This window comes from Pseudomonas sp. F8002, from assembly GCF_013385495.1.
Taxonomy (GTDB): Bacteria; Pseudomonadota; Gammaproteobacteria; order Pseudomonadales; family Pseudomonadaceae; genus Aquipseudomonas.
The window spans coordinates 64,139-85,281 of record NZ_JACAPW010000031.1; the positions used below are offsets into that span (position 1 = coordinate 64,139).

Below are 21,143 nucleotides of genomic sequence, written 5' to 3' on the forward strand. Positions count from 1 at the left end.
TGTTGATTCTCAGCGACGAGCCACTGCTGTTCATCTACCTGTCCGCGATGGTCAGTTGGATGCGCATGCTGCCGCCGCATTACATGCTCGAGTTGCTCGGGGAAATCACCACCGAGGTGTTGCTCAACCTGCTGTTGCTGTGGGCTACCGGCGGTATGGGTGTGGCGGTACGGCTGGGCGCGCAGGTACTGGGCAAGGTCAGGTCCGAGCGGGCACGGGAGTGGTTGGAGCAGATTGCCAAGTTGGGCGGTACGGCCCCGCTGGATAGGCATGCGGAGGTGCTTAAGCCGTTATCGCTTCAGAGTCATGCAGTGCCGGTGAAAGCTGCGGCGGCGCCGTTGAAGGCTGGCGTGGACGAGATTTCCAATCCGGCACCGATGGTGCGGGAGCCGAAGACGGCACGCACGGCGTTGGTGAAGCAGGAGCCTGTGGATGATGCCCCGGCTTCGGCGAAAAACCCCAATGGGGATGCTTCGGTCTGTTCGGCGAATACCTGTACCAATGGCTGCCCGGTTTCGATGGTTACTGGTGAGGAGCTTTTGACTCTCACTGACGGCTCGTTGGAGGGTGTGCTGCCGTTTGCCTGGACGCGGTTGTATCGCAGCAGTGCGGTGGAAGTGGATTGCGGGCTGGGGTTTGGCTGGAGTCATGCGCTGGCGCAGCGGTTGGTGGTGAGCGGTGAATCGGTGGTGTGGACCGATCACGAGAACCGCAGTACGACGTTTCCCCTGCCCTCTGCTGCACGGCCGGCCATCACCAATAGCCTGGCGGAAGCGGCGATTTATCTGGGCTCGTTGCCCGATGAACTGGTGCTGGCTCAAGCCTCCCTTTTCTACCACTTCCGCGACGGTGTGCTGACGTCGATCAGCGACGCGTACGACAACCGACTGCGTATTTCCCGAGACTATTCCGGGCGGATCCAGCGGATCGATAACCACGTTGGCCAGGGATTGCTGCTGCGATATGAGCGCGGCCATATCGTTGCCGTCGACTATCAGGTGCAGCGGGAGCCGGGCTGGGTCACCGAACAGAACGTTGTTTCCTACACGTACGACGATGCCTGGCGGTTGATCGAAGCGACCAACGCTGTAGGAGAAAGCGAGCGTTATCGGTACGACGATCAGCAGGTGATCCTGGAGCGGGAACTGGCCGGTGGGGCGAGTTTCTTCTGGGAGTGGGAACGGTCCGGCAAGGCGGCAAGGTGCGTCCGGCACTGGGCCAGTTTTTCGCAGATGGACACGCGGTATGTGTGGGACGACAACGGCACGGTCACCGTGCACAACGCCGATGGCAGCCAGGAAGTCTATGTCCACGACCAGCGCGCACGGTTGGTGCAGCAGATTGATCCGGACGGCGCGCAGCACTTCAAATCCTACGATGAAAAAGGCCGGCTGACGGTCGAGCAGAATCCGCTGGGAGCGGTGACGGCCTATCAGTACGACGAAGCCGGTCGGTTGATTGCGCTGTTTCCCGGGGACGATACGCCGACGTCCTACGAGCATGACAACGGGTTCGTACGGGTTGTGCGCCGTGGTGACGCGGTGTGGAAATACCAGCGTAACGGTCAAGGCGATATCACTCGCAAGACTGATCCGGACGGCAATTACACCGAATACACCTACACCCAACACGGAAAGCTCACGGGTGTTTGGTATCCGGATAACAGCAGCCAACGCTTTATCTGGAACGAACGCGGCCAGCTCATTGAGGAAAAACTGGCGAATGGCGGTGTGCGGCGTTATCACTATGACGAGCTGGGGCGGCAGGTGGCTTGCGAGGATGAGCATGGTGCGCTGACCCAGTATCAGTGGGACGCCGTAGGTCGTTTGCTGAAAGTGATTCAGCCTGACGGGGCCGCACGCGAATTCAGCTACAACCCGTACGGAAAAATCACTGCTGAGCTCGACGAGTTGGGCCGCGTCACCCGCTACGAATACGCCGATGGTTTGCACCTGATCAGCCGTCGGATTAATCCGGACGGCACGCAGCTTAAATACCGTTATGACAATGTTCGGCTGTTACTGACCGAGATTGAAAACGAGGTCGGCGAAACCTATCGGCTCGACTATCACGCCAACGGCCTGATCCAGCAGGAAACCGGGTTTGATGGCCGGCGTACTGCCTATGTCTACGACCTCGCCGGGCATCTGCTGGAAAAGACCGAATACGGCGATGACGGCAGTCAGTTGGTTACCGGTTATCAGCGGGACAGCGCCGGTCGTCTGGTACGAAAAACCCTGCCAGACCGCAGCGTTGTCGATTACACCTACGACCGCCTCGGCAACCTTCTCAGCGTCGACGACGGTCATTGGCCGCTGCATTACGAATACGACCTGCAAAACCGCCTCACCGCCGAACACCAGGGCTGGGGCACCTTGCGCTATGGCTACGACGAATGCGGCCAGCTCGAAAAACTACGCCTTCCGGATAACAACCGCCTCACCTTTCACCACGACAAAGGCGGCGACCTCGCCACCGTCGAACTCAACGGCAACCTGCTCACCTCGCACCTGTTCAAATCCGGCCGCGAACATCAGCGCCAGCAAGGCCAACTCCTCAGCCACTACCACTACGACGACCAGGGCCGCCTGCACGCCCACGCGATCACCCAACAGGAACAACGCCACCAGCGCCGCCAATACGACTACGACAAACGCGGCAACCTGACCCGCATCCTCGACACCCGCAAAGGCCAGCACGACTACCACTACGACCCGCTCGACCGCCTGACCCGCGCCGACCACTCGCACGACCTGCAGGAACGCTTCGTCCACGACCCGGCGGGCAACCTGCTGATGCAAGACCGCGTCGGTCCGAGCGTAGTCAAAGGCAATCGCCTGTTGATGCAAGGTGACCGTCATTACGACTACGACGCCTTCGGCAACCTGCTGCGCGAACGCCGGGGCCGGGCGCAGCTGTTGGTTACCGAATACCGCTACGACTGCCAGCACCGACTGATCGCCGTCACCCAACCAGACGGCAAACGGGCCAGCTACCGCTATGACCCGTTTGGACGGCGTATCGCCAAAACCCTCAACGGTCAGACTACCGAGTTCTTCTGGCAAGGCGACACGCTGATCGCCGAACACAGTGCTGATCACCACCAAAGCTATATCTACGAACCCAACAGCTTTCGCCCGTTAGCGCTGCTCACAGGCTACGGCCCGGAAGACGTAAACCCCTTCCACTACCAACTCGACCACCTGGGCACGCCACAAGAACTCACCGCGCCCGATGGCGAAATCGTCTGGTCTGCGCACTACCGCGCCTACGGCCAAATCGCGAAGCTGGACGTCAACACCGTTACCAACCCACTGCGCTTCCAGGGCCAGTACTTCGACCCGGAAAGCGGGCTGCACTACAACCGACATCGCTACTACAATCCGGATATTGGTCGTTATCTGACACCTGATCCGGTGAAACTGGCGGGTGGGCTGAACGGATACCAGTACGTGCCCAACCCTACGGGGTGGGTGGATCCGTTAGGCTTGAATACCTGTCCGGGTGGGGATGGATGTAAGCCGACGCACCGCGCTGAAGATCCCACGAGCAAGGCCAAGGTAAACGAAGGGGACGTAGAGCCACCTAAAGGATCCGATACTAAACTCTCAAGAAATGGGGCATTCAGGAGGGCAAAAAAAATTGCAGGAATTCAAAAAAATCAAATCCCTAAACGTGTGCGTCGAGAAACAATTACGGATCAAGGCCGTTACGTTCAAGGACGGGTATATATTTTTGAGTTAAAGAATCAGATAATCGAGATTCGCGAGCACTCTTTAGGTCATACAAAAGGAAATCATGGTCCACACTTCAACACTGAGATATTCATAAATGAACGTAAAGCGCCTCTAGCCATTGGCGACGACTCGCACACATATTTCAAGAGATAATGAATGAACACGGTATTTATATGTGAGGACGGCATTTATCCTTGGGATCAGGTCATCCACAGTGACGACAAGGACTTCCTGACACTCACCTTACTTAATCACGAAATCAGAGAAGCTTGGCCTTCGTGGTGCAAGCTTGAGTTTTTACTCAAGGAAAAGTGGCCATTCACGGTAAGATGGGGCACGTATGGAATAAAGCCATACAGCAAGACTATGGAATATGTGACTATAAAGGAGTTTTCAAAAAAAGCGGGACCTAACGATACTTTATTGAAAAATAAAGTATCGTCGGTATATTCCTACATAAAGCAATTAAACACGCCCTCTACGGAAACGGACCCATCAACGCTGGGAAGCGCTTGCAACTCAATACGGCTGATGATACAAAACGAAAGAACCGATGAACTCTCGCAAAAATTAAGCGCTCTCGACTACATATCAACCATAGATGATTTCAGACTAATACTATTCGACAGTTCGACTTTATCTATCCGATTCTTCAATGGCGAGACTTACGGGGCTATTCAGTTAATATGTCACTCAAAACATAAAAGCCTCATTCTGTCCAAAGTAAATGAAATAGAAACAAAAGAAATAACAAGAAGCGAAATTTACAATTATATGCAGAGTCCTCCATAACTATAAGACCCATCAAGCAGAAACGCTTCCCCAAGCATTAAACCCGTCAAAAAATATGCTAGAGCAAAAATACAGCTGTGCCACACCATTCATCAAATTCAAAACAACAAAAACACCTATATAAACACGCAGCGCTCTATAACAAAATCAACAACATGAAAAGTCAAAATCTAGAAAACCTAATTCATGAGTACCTAACTCAAGTAAAAAAGGCGACTAATTTACTTGAACAAATATTCGGAACGAAAAACATCCTCCAGCTATGGCGCAGCAAAGAAATCCCGCAACGCGGGAGGATCACTGACAACATCTCCTACGAACTACACGGAATTGGCTGCAGAGTCGATTTTTCCGGAGTATGTATTGATTTCGACTACGGCCCAAATGAAAGAGTGGACGGCTTCGACCCGTGGCGGCTTTACATTTACGCATGCGAAGTACCACACCGGTACAAAAAGTACACCAACCAGAACACTCTCAAACTAGAATTCAATAATTATGTAGCGCAAGGAAAAGCACAAAAAATCACTGACTCCATGTCCAACCTATACTTCCTGAATCCTTGACCCTGCTCACCCCCTGACCAGCTGTCGCCAGGCCAACATTCGAGTTTACCCAGCGTAAAACTCACTCTTTCGCGGTAAACACTCCCCCTCAACTCCACGCCACCACCAACAACCCCGCCCCCAACACCAAACACAGCGGCGAGTAAAAAAACGTATCCAGCCGCGCAAACCGCGACCCGCCGACCTTCTTGAAAAAACCCACCAGCTCTGAATCCCCAATCGCCCGGGCAAACATCACCAGTGCTACTGCACTAATCCCCCACTGCAACGCATGGTTGGACACCGGCTCGAAATACAGCCCGGCCCGCAAACACACCAGCACCGCAATCGCCACCAACCCCACACCCACCAGCAACGTTCCCAGTGCCGATGGCTTGAACGCCGGTCGCGGCCCGCTGGCGAATTCACCCGGCAGCTGCGGAATAGCCGCCGTCACACCCAATTTGCCGCCGGCCGCCCAGTACAAATGCACCAGGCTGATAAAGCCAAAAACCCCGACGATCCATCGCGCGACTAAAAAGCTCATGGCTGGATATCCTTGGAAAAGTCCGAGAGAGGATAGCCCTCTTGAGATTTTTTGCAGGCAATTCGTCGGCGGCTGATGGTAAAGTGCCGCCCCATGAAACTCGCCCGTACCGACCGCTCGCTCATTGCCTGGATGCTCTACTGCTGCGTCCTGTTCAATGTGTTCGCCTGCAGCATCGGCCACGGGCAAATGGTCGGGATGCAGCTCAACGGCATCGGCGGCCAGTTCTGTACGGTGGACCCGCGCACCCAGGCGCCGGCGCCTTACAAGTCCACCGATGAATCCCTGCCCACGCTCTCGAAAGCCTTCGGTTGCCCGCTGTGCTCCACCGGCGGCATGGGCCCGGCGCTCAACTCCAGCCTCAATGTGGTGGTGCTTCCGCAACCCCATGCGCCGCCGCCCGCCATCGTTGCCAGTGCCGACATCCCTGCCCGCTTCAGCTGGCCTGCGGCTAATCCGCGCGCCCCGCCCGCCTTCGCCTGATACCTGCGCTTTTCTGATTGGCCCACGCGGCTGCCTCCCCCGGGAGTGCGGACGGCACTGGGTTGTTTTCAAGCCAAGTTTTTCAGGATTCAACCATGAAACATTTACCCCTTTTGGCGGGCCTGTTCGGCTGCCTGCCTGTCAGCACCTGGGCGATTGAGCTGGCAACGACCACCATTGAAGGCGAGCAAACCGGTGATGCCGGCCTGGCGCTGGATCAGTCCAGTGGCATGGCCTCGCGCCTGGGGCTGAGCGTGCGGGAAACCCCGGCGTCCATCAGCATTGCCAACCGCAATGACATCGAGCGCCGAGGCGCCAAGACCTTCCAGGACGCGGCCAATACCCTGCCCGGGGTCAACGCCAGCGCGCCGCCGGGGTTTGGCGGTTTCATTTCCTATCGAGGGTTTACCAGCAGCCAGATTACCCAGATGTTCAATGGCGTCGCGGTGTCCGGCGGCCTGGCTCGCCCCGTGGATGCGTGGATTTATGACCGGGTCGAACTGGTGGGCGGGCCCTCCTCGCTGATCAACGGCGCCGGCTCCGTCGGTGGTTCGCTGAACTACGTGACCAAGCTGGCCACCCGTGAGGAACAGGCCGCCGAAGGTCAGCTCACCTATGGCAGCTACGACACTGCCGGAATGGCCTTCGGCCTGAACCACGCCCTGACCGAGCCGGGCGCCGAGGTCCAGCATTACGCGCGCCTGGACGTAAGCCGCAACACCAACCACACCTATATCGATCGCCAACAGCGCGATGCCTGGAGCGTGGCGTTTTCCCTGCTGAGTGATTTCACCCCGAACCTGTCCCACACCCTGGCCCTGGAATATCAGGACGAACACGAGGACAGCCCCTACTGGGGCACACCGGTGCTCAACCCGAAGTCGGGCGAGTTGAAGATCGACAAACACAACCGCTTCAACAACTACAACGTGGCCGACGGTCGTTATGAGCAACGCACGATCTGGGTGCGCTCGATCATCGACTACCGGATCAATGACAGCACCACGCTGAAAAATACCCTCTATCACCTCGACAGCCAGCGCGACTATCGCAACCTGGAAACCTACCAGTACAACGCTGATAACAGCGCGGTGAATCGCTCGACGGCCTATCAGGTACGGCACCAGGGTGAGCAGAACGGCAACCAGTTCGAGCTGCGCCATGACGACACGTTCTTCGGCTTGAGTACCACGTGGTCGGGCGGCTTTGAGTACAGGGTCAACAGCACCACCAACAATCCGTTGAATGTGGCAGGCAACAGTACGGTGGACCCGAACAACTATGATCCCGGGCATTTCTATGACATCCCGGGCACCAAGCCCGGTTTCGATCCGGACAAGACCAACGCCGTCACCACCAAGGCATTGTTCCTCGAGAACCGCCTGGGCCTGACTGACAAGCTGTCGTTGCTCACCGGCCTGCGCTACGACGCGATTGACCTGGAAGTCACCAACCACCGGGATATCACCGCCAGCAATCCGCGGCATGTCAAACGCAGTTGGGAGCCGGTGACCGGGCGGATTGGCCTGACGTATCAGTTCATCCCGCAAGCCAATGTCTACGTGCAATACAGCACCGCTGCCGAACAGCCGAGCAGCACCACCCAGGTGTTCGATGTGTCCACCGGCAAGCAATGGGAAGTGGGCAGCAAGTTCGATTACATGGACGGTCGCGGCTCCGCCACGGTGGCCGCCTACCGGATCGAGCGCAAGGACTTCGCCGTCACCGACCCGCTGGACCCGACCAATAGCATTCCGGTGGGCGCGCAGACGTCCAAGGGTATCGAGCTGGCCAGTTCGTTGCGGGTCACGCCCAAGCTATTGCTGGAGGGCAACTACGCCTGGGTCGATGCCGAATACGAGGACTTCAACGAGAAAACCGCCAGCGGTGCTGTGGTGTCGCGCAAGGGCAATACGCCGACCAATGTGCCCAGGCAGGTGGGTAATCTGTGGCTGACCTATGACTTTGCGGAGGATTGGCAGGGAGGTGTGGATGCGCGGTATGTGGCGTCGGTGTATGCCGATAACGCCAACACCCTGACGGTGCCGGCCTATACCTTGCTCGGGACGTTTTTGACTTACAAGGTGGATCAACACACCTCCGTGACGGGCCGGGTGCGTAACCTGACCAATGAGGTGTATGCCGAGTTTGCCCATGTGTCGCCGGCGTATTACCTGGGGTCGCCGAGGACGTTTGAGCTGGCGGTGCAGACGAAGTTCTAAAGCCCAGCAAGTTTCAAGGCAAGAATGAGGTCAGTGTGGGAGCGGGCTTGCTCGCGAAAGCGGTGAGTCAGTCAATACAAATGTTGGCTGAAAAAACGCTTTCGCGAGCAAGCCCGCTCCCACATTTTTGATCGCAATCGGGCTGTTATATCGGTGTTACTTCAGGCTGGCTTCGACCTTCTGCGCCACATCCTCAGTCAGCCACGTCTTCCAGACTTCCGGATGATCCTTGAGGAATGCCTGGGCGACCTCTCGCGGCTGGCTGTGCTTCTCGCTCATTTCGGCCAGCGCCTTGTTCAGCGGCTCGATCGGAAAGTCGACCTTGGCAAAGAACTCGGCGATCTGAGGATGCTCCTTCTGGAACGGCGTGGACACACCGATGCTCAGCTTGGAGGCCAGGGAACGTGTAGGTTTCGGGTCAGGATTGTCTGCATCGGTCAGCGTTTTCCACGCCTCGGCATCAAATGGCGGCTCTTCCAGCTGGATCAGCTTGTAGCGCCCCATCAACGGTGTAGGCGACCAGTAGTAGAACAGCACCGGCTTGCCCCGACGGATCGAGGAAGCAATCTCGGCATCCAGCGCAGCACCCGAACCACTGCGGAAATTCACATAGCTGTCGTCAAGCCCATAGGCCTTGAGCTTTTGCTTGTTGACCACTTCCGAGGTCCAGCCAATCGGGCTGTTGAGGAAACGGCCCTTGCTCGGTGCTTCCGGGTCCTTGAACACGTCCTTGTAGCGCGCCAGATCCTTCACGCTGCGCAGGTCCGGCGCGAGGGGCTTGATGCCTTTGGCCGGGTCGCCCTTGACCACGTACTCGGGCACCCACCAGCCTTCAGTGGCGCCCTTGACGATATCCCCAAGGCCCACCACTTTGCCTTCGGCCTCGGCCTTGACCCACACCGGGCTGCGGCCGGCCCATTCTTCGCCGATCACCTGGATGTCGTTTTTCGCCAGGGCGGTTTCCAGGGTGATGGTGGTGCCGGGCAAGGTGTCGGTGGGCAAGTCATAGCCCTTTTCGACAATCACCCGCAGCACCTCGGTGATCAGGCTGCCGCTTTCCCAGTTCAGGTCGGCAAAATGAATCGGCGCCTGGGCCGCTGATACCGGCAGCGACGCCACCGACAGACTCAGGGTCGTCAGTGAGGCTGCCAACAGTGCTCGAATTCCTTTCATGCTTTGCACCTCATGCCTTACAGCAATCGCGAATGGCTTTGCTGTAACACCGCGAAGCCTCTGAATACTTAAGTCAACTCAACTGTAGTAGAGGTTCCGGGGAACATGGCAGGTTGCCGGTTTTTACGCAGGATTGTTCAGCCGCTGCAACTCGCGGCGCACCATGCTGGCGAATTCGGCGGGCTTGAGTTCATACAGTTGGCCGGCGACCCAGCTCAACCAGGCGCCCTGCAACTCGGCCTTGCGGGCAAACAATTGAGCCGCCGTGGCTTGGGCATCGAGCAGGTGCTGCTCGTGGAACTGTGCCCTACCCTGGCTCATTACTCGCTGGCCTTGAAGGTCACGAGTTCACCCTTGCGCCATTTGGCGGCCTTGCCGGTGACGGCCTTCAGGGTCTTGGTCAGGCCTTCTACCAACTGCTCATTGGCGGCAAACACCAGCATCACGCTGTGGCCTTCCTTGAACACGATGCCCTGGCCTTCGGCCGAGGACACAAAGGCGTAATCGCCCAGGCCATACACCGTCAACTTGATATCGCGAAACTTCAGTTCGAACTTGCCGCCTTCGCGGCTGGGCAATACAGCGGCCCGGAAATGATCACCGACCTTGAGTTCCAGGCGCGGCTTGTCGTCCACCACCAATGCCGCTTCGGTATCGATCTCGGCGATGTAGATACCTTCAGGTGTCTGCTCAGTGACGTAGACGAAACGGGATTGAAACTGCTTGACCAACTTTGCGCGCAAATCACCCAGCACGAATAACGCGTGCATATCCAGATTACTGACTGCCAAGGAAACGCCCCCACATCAAAAGGGTGCTGTCCGCCCAAGCGGGCAGCACAAAAAAACGGCCGGAAACGGCACGATCACACAACAAATCCACTGATAAAAACTGAAGAAGATCACGCTGCCAGGCCATGAGACTAGTACAGGCGTGCCCGACGCACCTTACGCAGGTCGCCAGGCGTTGCAGGAAATCACAGGTTTAACGACCAGAGAATACTGGCCGACCCACTTCAGACAATAACCCTTTAAAAAATGCAGTTTCCGACATCCAACACAGAAACTAATGCTTTGGATGGAACCGGACGCCGGACACTGACGACAATACTAAAACAGCAACACGGGTCAAAACCACTCGAAATACTGCAAGCGGGTACGCAATGTCGATCGACAGGAGCTGATTATGCAACGACCTCAACCGATTGCCACACCTTCGAACACAGGTTCATCTTTTATCGATGACGGGCAATTCTACTCCCTATACACCCACGACAGTTGCCTGCATTCGGCGCTCTATCGGGTAGTCCCCGCCGGGAGAAACTTTTTCCATATCCTTGAAGTGCCCAGTGGGCGGATCAAAGGTTTTCGCAGCGGCCATAGCCAGGCCTGCGAACTGGCCCGACAGCTGGAAGCCATCCTGCAAGCGCCGCACGGCTGAGGCGCGGCTGGCGTTTCGTCATCTGGTTGACTTTACTGCGCCGCCAGCGCGTAACAACTGCCATACTGGTCCGTCCATTGAGATTTGTGCCCTTGCGGTTCAGGTTTCATCAGCGCAATTACCTCCAAGGGAAGGCTATACGTGACGGAATTTGATATTGGCGAATTTTTCATCCATGGCGAAGCCAGGGAAGTAGACGGTGAGTTCCAGGCCGTGATTGTGATGCGAGCCAAGGCTCCCCTGACCACCGTGACGACTCACCAGGTAGAAAAGGACCGCTGGTTCAAAACCGTAGACGCTGCCAACACGGCTGCCAAGGAAGCCGCAAAAGCCCTTAAGGCCGCCGTTGATTCCGGCGCGCTGACCTCCTGATTACCCGGCGCGACAATCCGATCGAACTCTGTCCCGCAACAACCCTCCCATGCATACGATGATCAGCCCGCATGGAGAACGATATGGAAGCGCAGACCTACACCCTCGAAGACCTGTTTGAACAACTTGGAGAAGATTCGTCACCCGAAGGGATTGACGATTTTATCGGCAAACACACCCTGCCCAATGACGTAAAGCTGATTGACGCGGATTTCTGGTCACCGCAACAAGCCCAATTCCTTAAGGATGAACTGCGTGAAGACGCAGTCTGGGCGATCGCGGTCGACGAACTGAACCAGCGCCTGCACCAGCAACCCTGAGCCTTCAATGCAGGCTGTCTGACTGCTCCAGGTGCAACAGCGCCTCCCAGGCAGCCCTGCACTCTTCAGCCTCATCGCGACTGGCGAACGCCGTGCCGCGCTGCTCGCCATTGAGCAACACTACCCAACAGGCCTTTTGCCCCAGCGCACGCAGGGTGGGCGGTACGCCACTGCCAATCATCACAGCCACATCGACTTTGGTTTGCATGGAGCGCCTCCGGAAAATTAGTTAGCTGGCTAACAATGTTCGCCATGCTACGGTTTTCTTCCAGTTGGAAAAAGCTATCCCCGGAATAGCTCCCTTGCATTACCTGCAACAATCGCCCTCGTGGGTCAGCGGCCCTCAGGCCTGTAGCCCAGGCGCAAGCCACCCCAATGCCGGCCATTGACCGTGATCGGCACGGACAAGTCGTGCATCAACTCCCCGGTATCGCGGGTATAGGTCTGCAACAACACCGCCTGCTGGTGGCTGCCGCAGCGGATTCCCGTGCGGTCTTCAAACTTGCGCTTGGTACGATTTTGTACCGCGTCCACTTGGGCATCGCCGGTCAACATTTGGGAAAACACCTTGTTGTGGGTCGGCACATAACCCTGTGGCGTGCAGGCGATGGCGAATACCAGGCCCTCATGCCGGGGCAACAGGGCTTCCTGGATGGCGGGCAGCACCTGGTCGGTGTAGCCGTCAAAACGCGTGTGGTACTTGCTTGGCCGCGTGTTGGGAATGGCGGTATAGCTGCGGTCGAACAGGTCATCGAGGCTGATGCGGTTTTGCAGGACGTCGGCTTCAAACTGCGCGGCAATGCGGCTCGCGCCTTCGCGTGCCAGGTCATAGATGCGCTGGTGGTAGTCGTCCAGGCCGACCTCGGCAAGGCGCTCGCTGATGGTTTCAGCCTGGCCTTCCATTTGTACGGCGGCGGCGGCCAACTGTTGGGTCTGCTGGTCGCTGACGGTCAAATCGCTGCGCATCTGCTCCACTGCATGGAACAAGCTGTCGAGTTGGGCGCGGTTGGTGTCGGTGCCCTGGGCGATTTCATTGACCTGGCCTTCGACATCCGCCGCCAGGCTGGCGATGCTGTCCAGTTGCTCGCCGGCGTGCTCCACCTGCTCTACACCGGATTGCAAATCCGCCGACAATTGCCGGATCTGCTCCACCACCTGGGCGGTACGCTGCTGGATATCCGCCACCATCACCCCGACTTCATCGGTCGCCGTGGCGGTTCGCCCGGCCAGGCCACGCACCTCGTCGGCGACCACCGCAAACCCGCGACCATGCTCACCGGCCCGCGCGGCTTCAATCGCCGCGTTCAAGGCCAGCAGGTTGGTCTGGCTGGCGATCGACTGGATCACCAGGGTGACGCGCTGGATTTCTTCGCTGCGCTGGCTCAAGGCCTCGATCAATTGACGGCTGTCGTTGGCGCGCTGGCTGAGCTGATGCATACGGGTGATGGATTGCGCCAGCACCTCGCGCCCTTCGGTACTGCGCTGATGGGCCTGGCTGGCCGCACCGAGGGCCTGGCGGCTCAGTTGCGAGGTGACCTGCTCGGTGCCGATCATCACTTCGGCACTGCTGACGATCTGCTTCGCCGCGCCCAATTGAGATTGCAGCCTGGCCGCCAGTTGCTTGACCGAATAGGCCACGCCGGCAGCAGACAGTGCGTTATGGCTGGTGGTGTAGGACAGGTCGCGGGTCAGCTCGCCGATTGCATCGGTGGCTTCGGCCGGTGCGGCATTGTGGGTGCGATGTTTCAGGCGGGGCAGCCAGATCAGCAGCAGGGCCACCGGCAGGCACAGGTAAATCGAGAGTTGGGCGAACGCCAGGCCCAACAGCAACAGCACCAGGGCGGTACTTTGCAGGAGCGGCGTCAACCAGCCGGGCAACTGTCGCGCCACCACGGGTGGTGACACTGCTGCGCCCATGAGAGATCCGTCTCCAGCCATGTTCGTTACCCCGCTGCTTGTCGTTATTGTGACTGCATTAGACGCCACTATGTGGCCATTATCCATGGGCCTTTAGTGGGGGGCTTGCAGCAGATCAATAAACGGGGGGAAACGGCTGTTTTCTGCTGGGAACCGGGTAACCCGGCTCCAGCAGTTCACCGCATCAGGCTTGACGCTGGTGCTTGTCGATTTGCTCGTGGCGCTCTTGCGCTTCGATGCAGTACTTGGTGGTCGGGCTGATCAGCAGGCGCTTGAGGCCGATAGGCTCGCCGCTGTCATCGCACCAGCCGAAGGAGTCTTCCTTGATACGGCCCAAGGCCTGCTCAAGTTGCGGCAGCATGCGCTGGTCGCGGTCGATGGCGTTCACCAGCCAGGTGCGCTCTTCTTCGACAGAAGCAGCGTCGGCCGGGTCTGCCGGGGTGTCCAGGCTTTCAATGGCGATGCGGTTCTGCTCGATGCGCTCGTGGTGTTCCACTTTCATGTCCTGCAACAACTTCTCGAAAAAAGCGTGCTGCTCGGCATTCATGTAGTCATCCGCCGGCATGGCCAGCAACTTTTCCTTTGTCATTGATTTCTCTATAAAAAATACGTGCATTAAGGCGAATAAGGGAGCGTTCCGGCCGACCTCTGCAGGTCTCGGAAAGGCGCCGTCCATTTCAAGCGCCACCCGGCACTCAATTTACGAGGGGCGGCAGTCTAAGGCCGACTTGAGGGCTCAGCAACTGAAATGACAGGCATTTTTTCCAAGATAACCCGCAAAGGCACCAGGACGGGCTCGGCGAATGGTCATCGGAGTGCGTTTATAGCAAGAAATTCAGTGTTGTGGAGCTATATAGAAGACAAACGGTTAAATGTGGGAGCGGGCTTGCTCGCGAAGGCAGTGTGTCAGTCACTGAATGTTCAACTGATACACCGTCTTCGCGGGCAAGCCCGCTCCCACATTTTGACCGATGCGGCCTTGAGGACCGTGTCAGCGCTTGAGTTTGCGCTTGTTGCGATACTGGTCGATCACCACCGCCACCACGATGATCAGGCCCTTGATGATGTCCTGGATGTAGGCATCCACGCCGACGAAGGTAAACCCGCTGGCCATCACCCCGAGGATCAGCGCGCCGATCACGGTGCCGGTGATGCGCCCTACTCCGCCCGCCAGGCTGGTGCCGCCGATCACCGCGGCGGCAATCGCGTCCAGCTCATAGGACATGCCCATGCCCGCCTGCCCGGTAGCTGCCCGTGCCGACGCCACTACACCGGCCAGGCCTGCCAGCAGGCCGGCGATGCTGTAGACGATGATCAGGTGGCGCTTGACGTTGATGCCCGAGGTGCGCGCCGCCTGCATGTTGCCGCCGATGGCGTAGGTGTACTTGCCGTACTTGGTGTAGCGCAGGGCGATATGGAAGATCACCGCCACCACCAGGAAGATCACCACCGGCATCGCGCCGTGGCCGATGGCCGTGTAGGAGTCCGAGAGCATGCTCACCGGCTGGCCTTCGGTGTAGTAACGCGCCAGGCCACGGGCCGAGACCATCATGCCGAGGGTCGCAATAAACGGTGGAATCCCGGTGACCGCAATGATACTGCCGTTGATCGCCCCCGCCAGCAGCCCCACGCCCAGGCCCATCGCCACCGGTATCCACACCGGCAGGTCAGTCAATGACGGAAACACCGCACGGGAAAAGTCGGAAGTCTGCGCCAGGCTGGCGGCGATCATCGCCGACAACGCCAGCACCGAGCCCGAGGACAAATCGATACCGGTAGTGATGATCACCTGGGTCACGCCAATCGCCAGCAGGCCGATGATCGAAACTTGCAGGATCATCAATACAAGGCGCTGGGAGTTCATCAGGAAGCTCTGGTCGCGCACGATCCAGCCGAACAACTCAAACACCAGGCCGATGCCAATCAGCACCAGCAGGATGCTCAGCTCGGTGGGCATGCGTCGACGGTGCTTGACCGGCGCCGCAGCGGGCTTCTTTTCCTCGGGTTTGCTTTCCAGTATCGCGTTCATAACCACTCACCTTTTTTATCGCGTTGCGCCGGCCACAACGGGCCGGCGCCGTCTGTTCGTTAGTGGACCGCCGTCATACCGGAAGCCAGTTGCATGACTTTTTCCTGGGTCGCATCCGCGCGGTCCAGGGTGCCCATCAGGTCGCCTTCGTGCATCACCATCACCCGGTCGCTCATGCCCAGCACCTCGGGCAGCTCCGAGGAAATCATGATCACCGCCATGCCTTCGCTGGCCAGGTAGGAAATCAGCCGGTAGATCTCGGCCTTGGCGCCCACGTCGATACCGCGGGTGGGTTCGTCGAGGATCAGCAGCCGTGGGTTGGTCATCAGCCAGCGGGCCAACAGGGCTTTTTGCTGGTTGCCACCGGACAAGGTGTCGATGCACTGCTCCAGCGACGGGGTTTTCACCCGCAGCTTGGTGCACATGTCTTCGCACAGGGCACGCAGGGCTTTTTGCTGGATAAAGCCATTGCCGGAGTAATGCGGCAGCACAGCCATCTCCATGTTTTCCAGCACCGACAGGCAGGGGAACAGGCCGCTGAGCTTGCGGTCTTCGGTCAGCAGCGCGAAGCCCTTCTCGATGGCCATGTGCGGGTCGGTGATGCGCACGGTCTTGCCGTCCAGCTGGATCTCGCCGCCGGAGCTTGGGGTGATGCCGAAAATGGTTTCGGCCACATTGGTCCGCCCGGAGCCCATCAGCCCGGCGATACCGAGAATTTCGCCGGCGTGCAGGTCGAACGACACGCCCTGGAATACCCCATCCAGCCGCAGGTCGCGCACCGACAGCAGCAGATTGCCGATGGGCTTGTCGCGCACTGGGAACAGCTGGCTCAGCTCACGCCCCACCATCATCGAGATCAGGCTGTCGCTGTCCATGCTGTCGGCCCGCTGCAGGCCGATATAGGCGCCATCGCGGAACACCGCCACTTCATCGGCGATGGCGAACACTTCGTTCATTTTATGGGTGATGTAGATGATGCCTTTGCCCTGGGACTTGAGGTCGGCAATGATCGAAAACAGGTGGGCCACTTCCTTGTCGGTAATGGCGGAGGTCGGTTCATCCATGATCAGGATGTCGGAGTCATAGGACACCGCCTTGGCAATCTCGACCATCTGCCGCTCGGCAATGCTCAGGTTACCGACGTGTTCCTCCGGGTCGAGATTGATCCGCAGCCGCGCCAGCAGTTCGGCGGTGCAGCGGTGCATTTCCCGATGGTTGACCATGTGCAGGCCGTTGAGCTGTTCGCGGCCGATCCAGATGTTCTCGGCGATGCTCATGTGCGGCATCAGGTTGAGTTCCTGGTGGATCATCGCGATCCCGGCCTTCTGCGCCGCCAGCGGTGTTTCGAATTTGATCGGCTTGCCACGCAAGCGGATTTCACCGGCGTCGGGCTGATAGATGCCGGCGATGATCTTCATCAGTGTCGACTTGCCCGCACCGTTCTCGCCCATCAGCGCCAGCACCGAGCCGGGGCGCACCCGCAGCTGCACATCGGCCAGGGCCACGACGCCGGGAAAGCCTTTGCTGATGTTGGAGATCTCCAGCAGATAGGGTTCTTCCAGTACCAAGGGCTGGATACCGGGAGGCTGGGAAGCAGTCGCTTGAGCAAACATATCGGGTACTCCGTCAGCAGGGCCGCCGTGGCTGCCCTGCCGGTTTATTGTTGTTATTTAGGGCTACTTGAAGTCTTTGACGTTGTCCGGGGTGATCAGCTTGAACGGGATCACCACGTTCTGCTCGACCGGCTCGTGCCTGGCCATCTTGCGCGCCGCTTCCACCGAACCCACGGCCTGGCCATTGGCGTCCTGGAACGCCGACGCGGCCATGTCGCCCTTGGTAATCGCGTTCAAACCGTCCGGTGTGCCATCCACCCCGGCGATCAACACGGTGCCCGGCTTGGTGCCAGCCGACTTCAACGCCATGGACGCACCGATGGCCATCTCGTCGTTGTTGGCCAGCACCGCGTTGAATTCACGGCCTTGGGTCAGCCAGTCGTTGACCAGGGTCATGCCCTTGTCACGCAGCCAGATGCCGGTCTGTTCCTGCTCGATAGTGATGCCTGGGTATTTGGCCAGGACTTCCTTCACCCCCTTGGTGCGGTTGGTGGTGGAGTTGTTCGCCAGGTCACCCAGCAGGATCACGATCTTGCCCTTGCCGCCGAGCTTTTCGGCGATGTACTGCATTTGCAGGCGGCCCGCCTCGACATCATTGGAGGTCACGGCCACGATGCCTTTGGGCAGATCCGTCTGGTCGGGACGACGGTTGACGTACACCAGCGGAATGCCCGCTGCGAGGGCCGCTTTACTGATATTGGCGGTAGACGCCGTGTCGACCGGGTTGACGATGATGGCGTCGACTTTCTGGCTGATAAAGTTCTCGACCTGGCTCAGTTGCTTGACCACATCGGCGCGGGCGTCTTCGAACTGCAGCTGCACGCCGTCACCCTTGGGGTAGGACTTGGCTTGCTTGTCCATGTCCTCACGCAGGTAAGTCAGGAAGGTGTCATCGAACGCCGACATGCTCACGCCCACCTTGATATCGGCCGCCGTGGCGAAACCACTGGCGAGCATCATGGACAGGGTCAGCGCGGTAAAACGGATCGGGGTCTTCATGAACGGTCTGTCTCCAATTTCTTGTTGGTTTTGTGGACGTTGCGTTTTTCAGAGCGAAGCGGTCGGCAGTCGAACGATCGGCGCCCCCGGAATGCAGCACACCAGGGAACCCTTGCTTTCGACGCACAGGACATTCAGGAGGGAAAAGTAAAACGGCCGGGCGCGGGGCAGACCGCGTGGCTGGAGGGCAGGACGTAAAACTCGCAGTACAGCGTTGAAGATTTTCATCTGACGGTACCTGGTTGTTTTGATCTTGTTTTTGTCGAGTCGCCCGAATCGAGTCCGAACGTACTTTATGCAACCTGGAATGACTTTATTGGAAAATAATTTCCATATCAACCTGTTTTAGAATTTTATTCTATTTTTCATCCATGGGGCTCCATAGCCGCCATTTCCACTACCTGCTGGCGCTCTGAACTCAGGCGCGCGGCATCCAGTACGCGGGTGGTTGCCAGCGCATCCAGGACGTTCACCGGCAACTCGCCGTGGCCTTCCACCGCGCTTTGCAGCTGACTGTAGAACTGATTCCAACGGCCCTTTTCCGACGGCACCCGCTCACGATCCGGCCCCTGCTCGAACCAGCCCCAGCGTCGATGTTCTTCAGCGCCCCAGTGCTCGCCTTCGGTTTTCGGGGTCTTGCCGGCCAGCAGCGCCTCTTCCTGGCCGTCCAGCCCTTCGATGGTGTAGCAACCGGCCGTACCATTCACCCGAAACCGCGGGGCCTGGCTGTTTTGCAGGGCGCTGCCCCACAGGTGTGAAATCACCCCGTTGGCGTGGGTCAGCGATACAAAGAAGCCGTGGTCCAAGCTCCGCTCATCGGCGGTGTAGTGCAACTGCGCGAAGACCCGGTCCACCGGGCCGAACAGTTGCATGGCCTGGTCCACCAGGTGGCTGCCCAGGTCCCGCAGGAAGCCGCCGCCGCTGGCATTGCCCACCGAGCCCGGGTTGTAGCGCTCCACCCGGGATTCAAAGCGGGTGACGGTGCCCAGGGCTCCGGCGTCGATCAGCTTGCGCAGGGTCAGGAAGTCCGAATCCCAGCGCCGGTTCTGGTAGACGCTGAGCAGCACGCCCTGGCGCTCGGCGGCGGTGATCAAGGCCTGGGCCTGTTCGGCATTGCTGGCAAAGGGTTTGTCGCTGACCACCGCCACACCGTGTTCGATGGCCTCCAGCACCAGGGCCGGACGGCCCTTGAGGGTGGTGGAGATCACCAGCACGTCGACACCGGCCTCGGTGATCTGCCCGATACTGTCGAAGGCCTTCACTCCGGGGTGATCCGTCGCCAGTTGCTGGCGACGTTCGGGTGACCGTGTCACCACGCCGACAAAGGTCGCCCCCGACAGGCTGGCTATCAGGGGTGCATGAAATACACGGCCGCCTTTGCCGTATCCAACCAGTCCGATTCGCATGGGTCGATTCCTTGATCATTCCCACGCTCTGCGTGGGAATGTAGCCCGTGACGCTCTGCGTCACATTAAGAGCGGACGCGGAGCGTCCAGCGAGGCGTTCCCACGCAGAGCGTGGGAACGATCTATCTAAGAGCAAAGTTCGCGGGTCACCCGCTCCAGCATCATCCGGTTGGACTCATCCGGCCGGTGTTCCAGCTTGATGCCTTCGCCCTCAAACTCCGGCATCAGCTCATCCATGGAGCGCATGAACCGGTTTTCGCACACCAACGGGTTGTCGGACTGGCCGGTGAATTCGGCGGCCTTGTCGACCATTTGGCCGAGGGGCAGGTGGCGGTACATGTAGGGGTCTAATGCGATGCGCATGTCAGAAGCTCTCCCGAATCTGAGGGTGGAATTCGATCAAATGTGGGAGCTGGCTTGCCTGCGATAGCGGTGTATCAGGCGACAGTGATGTTGAATGTGCCGCCGTCATCGCAGGCAAGCCAGCTCCCACACTGACCGGGGTCCTCCAGTGGAACAGGTGGTTAGCCGTAGAAATGCGGACGGGGTGGCAGGCCCACTTTCACAATCTGCCCACTGTTCTGCGCCTCAATGCACGCATCCGCCGCCACCGCCGCTGCAAAACCATCCCACGCCGACGGCCCCCCCACTTGCCCTGCCCTCACACCGTCGATAAACGCCTGCAGCTCAACGTCATACGCCGCGATGAACCGGTCTTTCCAATCCATCAGGATCGCGTTCGACAGCTTGGCCCCGCTGCGCATCTGCACCTGGGACGGCTCCGGCAATTTCGCAATGCCAGTCTCCCCCACCACTTCGCACTGGATGTCGTAGCCGTACTGGCAGTTCACAAACACTTCCACATCGATGCGCGTGCCCTTGGCGGTTTCCAGCAGCACGATCTGCGGGTCACGCAAGTGCGCCAGCGCCTTGCTCGATTTACGCGGGAACACCACTTGCACCGACACATAGTCATCGGCCAGCAACCAGCGCAACACATCCAGCTCGTGGATCAGCGTGTCGGTGATCGCCATGTCGGTCTTGTAGTTCTCACCCACCCTCGGGTTACGGTGCGCGCAGTGCAGCATCAACGGCTCGCCGATCTGGCCGCTGTCGATCACGGCTTTCAAGGCGCGATAACCCTGGTCATACGGACGCATGAAGCCCACCTGCACCAGCCGCTTGCCGTGGGCCACTTCGGCCTCGACGATCTTGCGGCAGCCTTCGGCAGTCACCGCCAAGGGTTTCTCGCAGAACACGGGTTTGCCGGCCGCAATCGCCGCCAACACAAATTCTTCGTGGCTCGGGCCCCAGGAGGTCACCAGGATCGCCTCGACCTGCGGCGAATTGATCAGCGCGTGGCCGTCCGGGTACACCTCGGCGGTGAGTTTAAGGTCAGCGACGACCTTGGCCGCGTGCTCAAGGTTGATGTCGGTCACGGCCACCACCTGGCTGTTGAGCAAGGTCTGGCTGCAGCGACGAATGTGATCCTGGCCGATGGCGCCAGTACCGATAACACCCAACTTCAAAGACATGAAAACACTCCTC

At 58.8% G+C, this 21,143-nt stretch carries 21 protein-coding genes; 8 read left to right on the top strand and 13 right to left on the bottom strand.

Translation table 11 applies throughout. From position 1 onward, the window contains the following. From HX811_RS21905 to HX811_RS32290, 3 genes are all read left to right on the top strand, one after another. A partial coding sequence (locus HX811_RS21905; protein ID WP_177047346.1) for an RHS repeat-associated core domain-containing protein occupies positions 1-3,890 on the top strand: 3,890 nt, incomplete at its 5' end. Between the two features lie 3 nt (positions 3,891-3,893). Continuing rightward, positions 3,894-4,529 (top strand): hypothetical protein, encoded by a 636-nt coding sequence (locus tag HX811_RS21910; RefSeq protein WP_177047347.1) that lies wholly within the window; start codon positions 3,894-3,896, stop codon positions 4,527-4,529. Positions 4,530-4,684: 155 nt separating this feature from the next. Next, complete coding sequence (locus tag HX811_RS32290; RefSeq protein WP_371132451.1) at positions 4,685-5,095, top strand: hypothetical protein; 411 nt, start codon at positions 4,685-4,687, stop codon at positions 5,093-5,095. A gap of 88 nt (positions 5,096-5,183) precedes the next feature. On the opposite strand, the gene HX811_RS21915 is transcribed toward HX811_RS32290, so the two are convergent. Beyond that, positions 5,184-5,621, bottom strand: a complete 438-nt coding sequence (locus HX811_RS21915) for a DUF3995 domain-containing protein (RefSeq protein ID WP_003214721.1) — start codon at positions 5,619-5,621, stop codon at positions 5,184-5,186. 93 nt (positions 5,622-5,714) lie between these two features. Between HX811_RS21915 and HX811_RS21920 the strand changes: the two genes are divergently transcribed. Together HX811_RS21920 and HX811_RS21925 are read left to right on the top strand one after the other, a co-directional pair. After that, positions 5,715-6,104, top strand: coding sequence for a DUF2946 domain-containing protein (locus HX811_RS21920; protein WP_177047348.1), 390 nt, complete (start codon positions 5,715-5,717; stop codon positions 6,102-6,104). A 95-nt stretch (positions 6,105-6,199) separates the two neighbouring features. Further along, a complete protein-coding gene (locus HX811_RS21925; RefSeq protein ID WP_177047349.1) occupies positions 6,200-8,326 on the top strand; it encodes a TonB-dependent siderophore receptor in 2,127 nt (708 codons plus the stop codon). A 156-nt stretch (positions 8,327-8,482) separates the two neighbouring features. On the opposite strand, the gene HX811_RS21930 is transcribed toward HX811_RS21925, so the two are convergent. From HX811_RS21930 to HX811_RS21940, 3 genes are all read right to left on the bottom strand, one after another. Continuing rightward, the gene (locus tag HX811_RS21930; RefSeq protein ID WP_177047350.1) at positions 8,483-9,499 is read right to left on the bottom strand and encodes an ABC transporter substrate-binding protein; all 1,017 of its coding nucleotides are present in this window, start codon (positions 9,497-9,499) and stop codon (positions 8,483-8,485) included. Positions 9,500-9,622: 123 nt separating this feature from the next. Continuing rightward, positions 9,623-9,820 carry a hypothetical protein gene (locus HX811_RS21935; protein ID WP_008437165.1) on the bottom strand — a complete coding sequence of 66 codons (198 nt, stop codon included), beginning with the start codon at positions 9,818-9,820 and terminating at the stop codon, positions 9,623-9,625. Continuing rightward, positions 9,820-10,269, bottom strand: a complete 450-nt coding sequence (locus tag HX811_RS21940; protein WP_003214715.1) for a hypothetical protein — start codon at positions 10,267-10,269, stop codon at positions 9,820-9,822. The genes HX811_RS21935 and HX811_RS21940 overlap by 1 nt, the downstream gene beginning before the upstream one ends. Positions 10,270-10,684: 415 nt before the next feature. Here HX811_RS21940 and HX811_RS21945 point away from each other — a divergent pair, with 415 nt between their 5' ends. The 3 genes from HX811_RS21945 (at position 10,685) to HX811_RS21955 (ending at position 11,631) form a co-directional block, all read left to right on the top strand. Further along, positions 10,685-10,939, top strand: coding sequence for a hypothetical protein (locus HX811_RS21945; RefSeq protein WP_083853233.1), 255 nt, complete (start codon positions 10,685-10,687; stop codon positions 10,937-10,939). Positions 10,940-11,080: 141 nt separating this feature from the next. Then, on the top strand, positions 11,081-11,311 hold the full coding sequence (locus tag HX811_RS21950; protein WP_003214713.1) for a hypothetical protein: 231 nt from the start codon (positions 11,081-11,083) through the stop codon (positions 11,309-11,311). 83 nt (positions 11,312-11,394) lie between these two features. After that, the gene (locus HX811_RS21955) at positions 11,395-11,631 is read left to right on the top strand and encodes a DUF2789 domain-containing protein (RefSeq protein WP_003214711.1); all 237 of its coding nucleotides are present in this window, start codon (positions 11,395-11,397) and stop codon (positions 11,629-11,631) included. Between the two features lie 4 nt (positions 11,632-11,635). Here the strand turns inward: HX811_RS21955 and HX811_RS21960 are convergent, their stop codons facing one another. The 9 genes from HX811_RS21960 to HX811_RS22000 form a co-directional block, all read right to left on the bottom strand. Continuing rightward, positions 11,636-11,839, bottom strand: coding sequence for a hypothetical protein (locus HX811_RS21960; RefSeq protein ID WP_003214710.1), 204 nt, complete (start codon positions 11,837-11,839; stop codon positions 11,636-11,638). Between the two features lie 125 nt (positions 11,840-11,964). Next, positions 11,965-13,635 carry a methyl-accepting chemotaxis protein gene (locus HX811_RS21965; RefSeq protein ID WP_371132452.1) on the bottom strand — a complete coding sequence of 557 codons (1,671 nt, stop codon included), beginning with the start codon at positions 13,633-13,635 and terminating at the stop codon, positions 11,965-11,967. Between the two features lie 97 nt (positions 13,636-13,732). Further along, positions 13,733-14,137: a TraR/DksA C4-type zinc finger protein gene (locus HX811_RS21970; RefSeq protein WP_003214706.1), complete on the bottom strand. Its 405-nt coding sequence runs from the start codon at positions 14,135-14,137 to the stop codon at positions 13,733-13,735. A gap of 402 nt (positions 14,138-14,539) precedes the next feature. Continuing rightward, on the bottom strand, positions 14,540-15,577 hold the full coding sequence (locus HX811_RS21975; protein WP_003214704.1) for an ABC transporter permease: 1,038 nt from the start codon (positions 15,575-15,577) through the stop codon (positions 14,540-14,542). Between the two features lie 59 nt (positions 15,578-15,636). Further along, positions 15,637-17,190: a sugar ABC transporter ATP-binding protein gene (locus HX811_RS21980; protein ID WP_008437161.1), complete on the bottom strand. Its 1,554-nt coding sequence runs from the start codon at positions 17,188-17,190 to the stop codon at positions 15,637-15,639. Positions 17,191-17,253: 63 nt separating this feature from the next. After that, positions 17,254-18,189 carry a sugar ABC transporter substrate-binding protein gene (locus HX811_RS21985; RefSeq protein WP_177047351.1) on the bottom strand — a complete coding sequence of 312 codons (936 nt, stop codon included), beginning with the start codon at positions 18,187-18,189 and terminating at the stop codon, positions 17,254-17,256. 365 nt (positions 18,190-18,554) lie between these two features. Next, positions 18,555-19,595 (bottom strand): Gfo/Idh/MocA family oxidoreductase, encoded by a 1,041-nt coding sequence (locus HX811_RS21990; protein WP_177047352.1) that lies wholly within the window; start codon positions 19,593-19,595, stop codon positions 18,555-18,557. A gap of 126 nt (positions 19,596-19,721) precedes the next feature. Continuing rightward, positions 19,722-19,958: a hypothetical protein gene (locus HX811_RS21995; protein WP_177047318.1), complete on the bottom strand. Its 237-nt coding sequence runs from the start codon at positions 19,956-19,958 to the stop codon at positions 19,722-19,724. Positions 19,959-20,119: 161 nt separating this feature from the next. Next, positions 20,120-21,130, bottom strand: a complete 1,011-nt coding sequence (locus HX811_RS22000; protein WP_177047354.1) for a Gfo/Idh/MocA family protein — start codon at positions 21,128-21,130, stop codon at positions 20,120-20,122. Positions 21,131-21,143 lie beyond the last annotated feature (13 nt).

Excerpts from the sequence above, each read along its gene's own strand:
- HX811_RS21910 (WP_177047347.1), top strand. The coding sequence starts at position 3,894 with ATGAACACGGTATTTATATGTGAGGACGGCATTTATCCTTGGGATCAG.
- HX811_RS32290 (WP_371132451.1), top strand. The coding sequence starts at position 4,685 with ATGAAAAGTCAAAATCTAGAAAACCTAATTCATGAGTACCTAACTCAA.
- HX811_RS21915 (WP_003214721.1), bottom strand. The coding sequence starts at position 5,621 with ATGAGCTTTTTAGTCGCGCGATGGATCGTCGGGGTTTTTGGCTTTATC.
- HX811_RS21920 (WP_177047348.1), top strand. The coding sequence starts at position 5,715 with ATGAAACTCGCCCGTACCGACCGCTCGCTCATTGCCTGGATGCTCTAC.
- HX811_RS21925 (WP_177047349.1), top strand. The coding sequence starts at position 6,200 with ATGAAACATTTACCCCTTTTGGCGGGCCTGTTCGGCTGCCTGCCTGTC.
- HX811_RS21930 (WP_177047350.1), bottom strand. The coding sequence starts at position 9,499 with ATGAAAGGAATTCGAGCACTGTTGGCAGCCTCACTGACGACCCTGAGT.
- HX811_RS21935 (WP_008437165.1), bottom strand. The coding sequence starts at position 9,820 with ATGAGCCAGGGTAGGGCACAGTTCCACGAGCAGCACCTGCTCGATGCC.
- HX811_RS21940 (WP_003214715.1), bottom strand. The coding sequence starts at position 10,269 with ATGCACGCGTTATTCGTGCTGGGTGATTTGCGCGCAAAGTTGGTCAAG.
- HX811_RS21945 (WP_083853233.1), top strand. The coding sequence starts at position 10,685 with ATGCAACGACCTCAACCGATTGCCACACCTTCGAACACAGGTTCATCT.
- HX811_RS21955 (WP_003214711.1), top strand. The coding sequence starts at position 11,395 with ATGGAAGCGCAGACCTACACCCTCGAAGACCTGTTTGAACAACTTGGA.
- HX811_RS21960 (WP_003214710.1), bottom strand. The coding sequence starts at position 11,839 with ATGCAAACCAAAGTCGATGTGGCTGTGATGATTGGCAGTGGCGTACCG.
- HX811_RS21965 (WP_371132452.1), bottom strand. The coding sequence starts at position 13,635 with ATGGATAATGGCCACATAGTGGCGTCTAATGCAGTCACAATAACGACA.
- HX811_RS21970 (WP_003214706.1), bottom strand. The coding sequence starts at position 14,137 with ATGACAAAGGAAAAGTTGCTGGCCATGCCGGCGGATGACTACATGAAT.
- HX811_RS21975 (WP_003214704.1), bottom strand. The coding sequence starts at position 15,577 with ATGAACGCGATACTGGAAAGCAAACCCGAGGAAAAGAAGCCCGCTGCG.
- HX811_RS21980 (WP_008437161.1), bottom strand. The coding sequence starts at position 17,190 with ATGTTTGCTCAAGCGACTGCTTCCCAGCCTCCCGGTATCCAGCCCTTG.
- HX811_RS21985 (WP_177047351.1), bottom strand. The coding sequence starts at position 18,189 with ATGAAGACCCCGATCCGTTTTACCGCGCTGACCCTGTCCATGATGCTC.
- HX811_RS21990 (WP_177047352.1), bottom strand. The coding sequence starts at position 19,595 with ATGCGAATCGGACTGGTTGGATACGGCAAAGGCGGCCGTGTATTTCAT.
- HX811_RS21995 (WP_177047318.1), bottom strand. The coding sequence starts at position 19,958 with ATGCGCATCGCATTAGACCCCTACATGTACCGCCACCTGCCCCTCGGC.
- HX811_RS22000 (WP_177047354.1), bottom strand. The coding sequence starts at position 21,130 with ATGTCTTTGAAGTTGGGTGTTATCGGTACTGGCGCCATCGGCCAGGAT.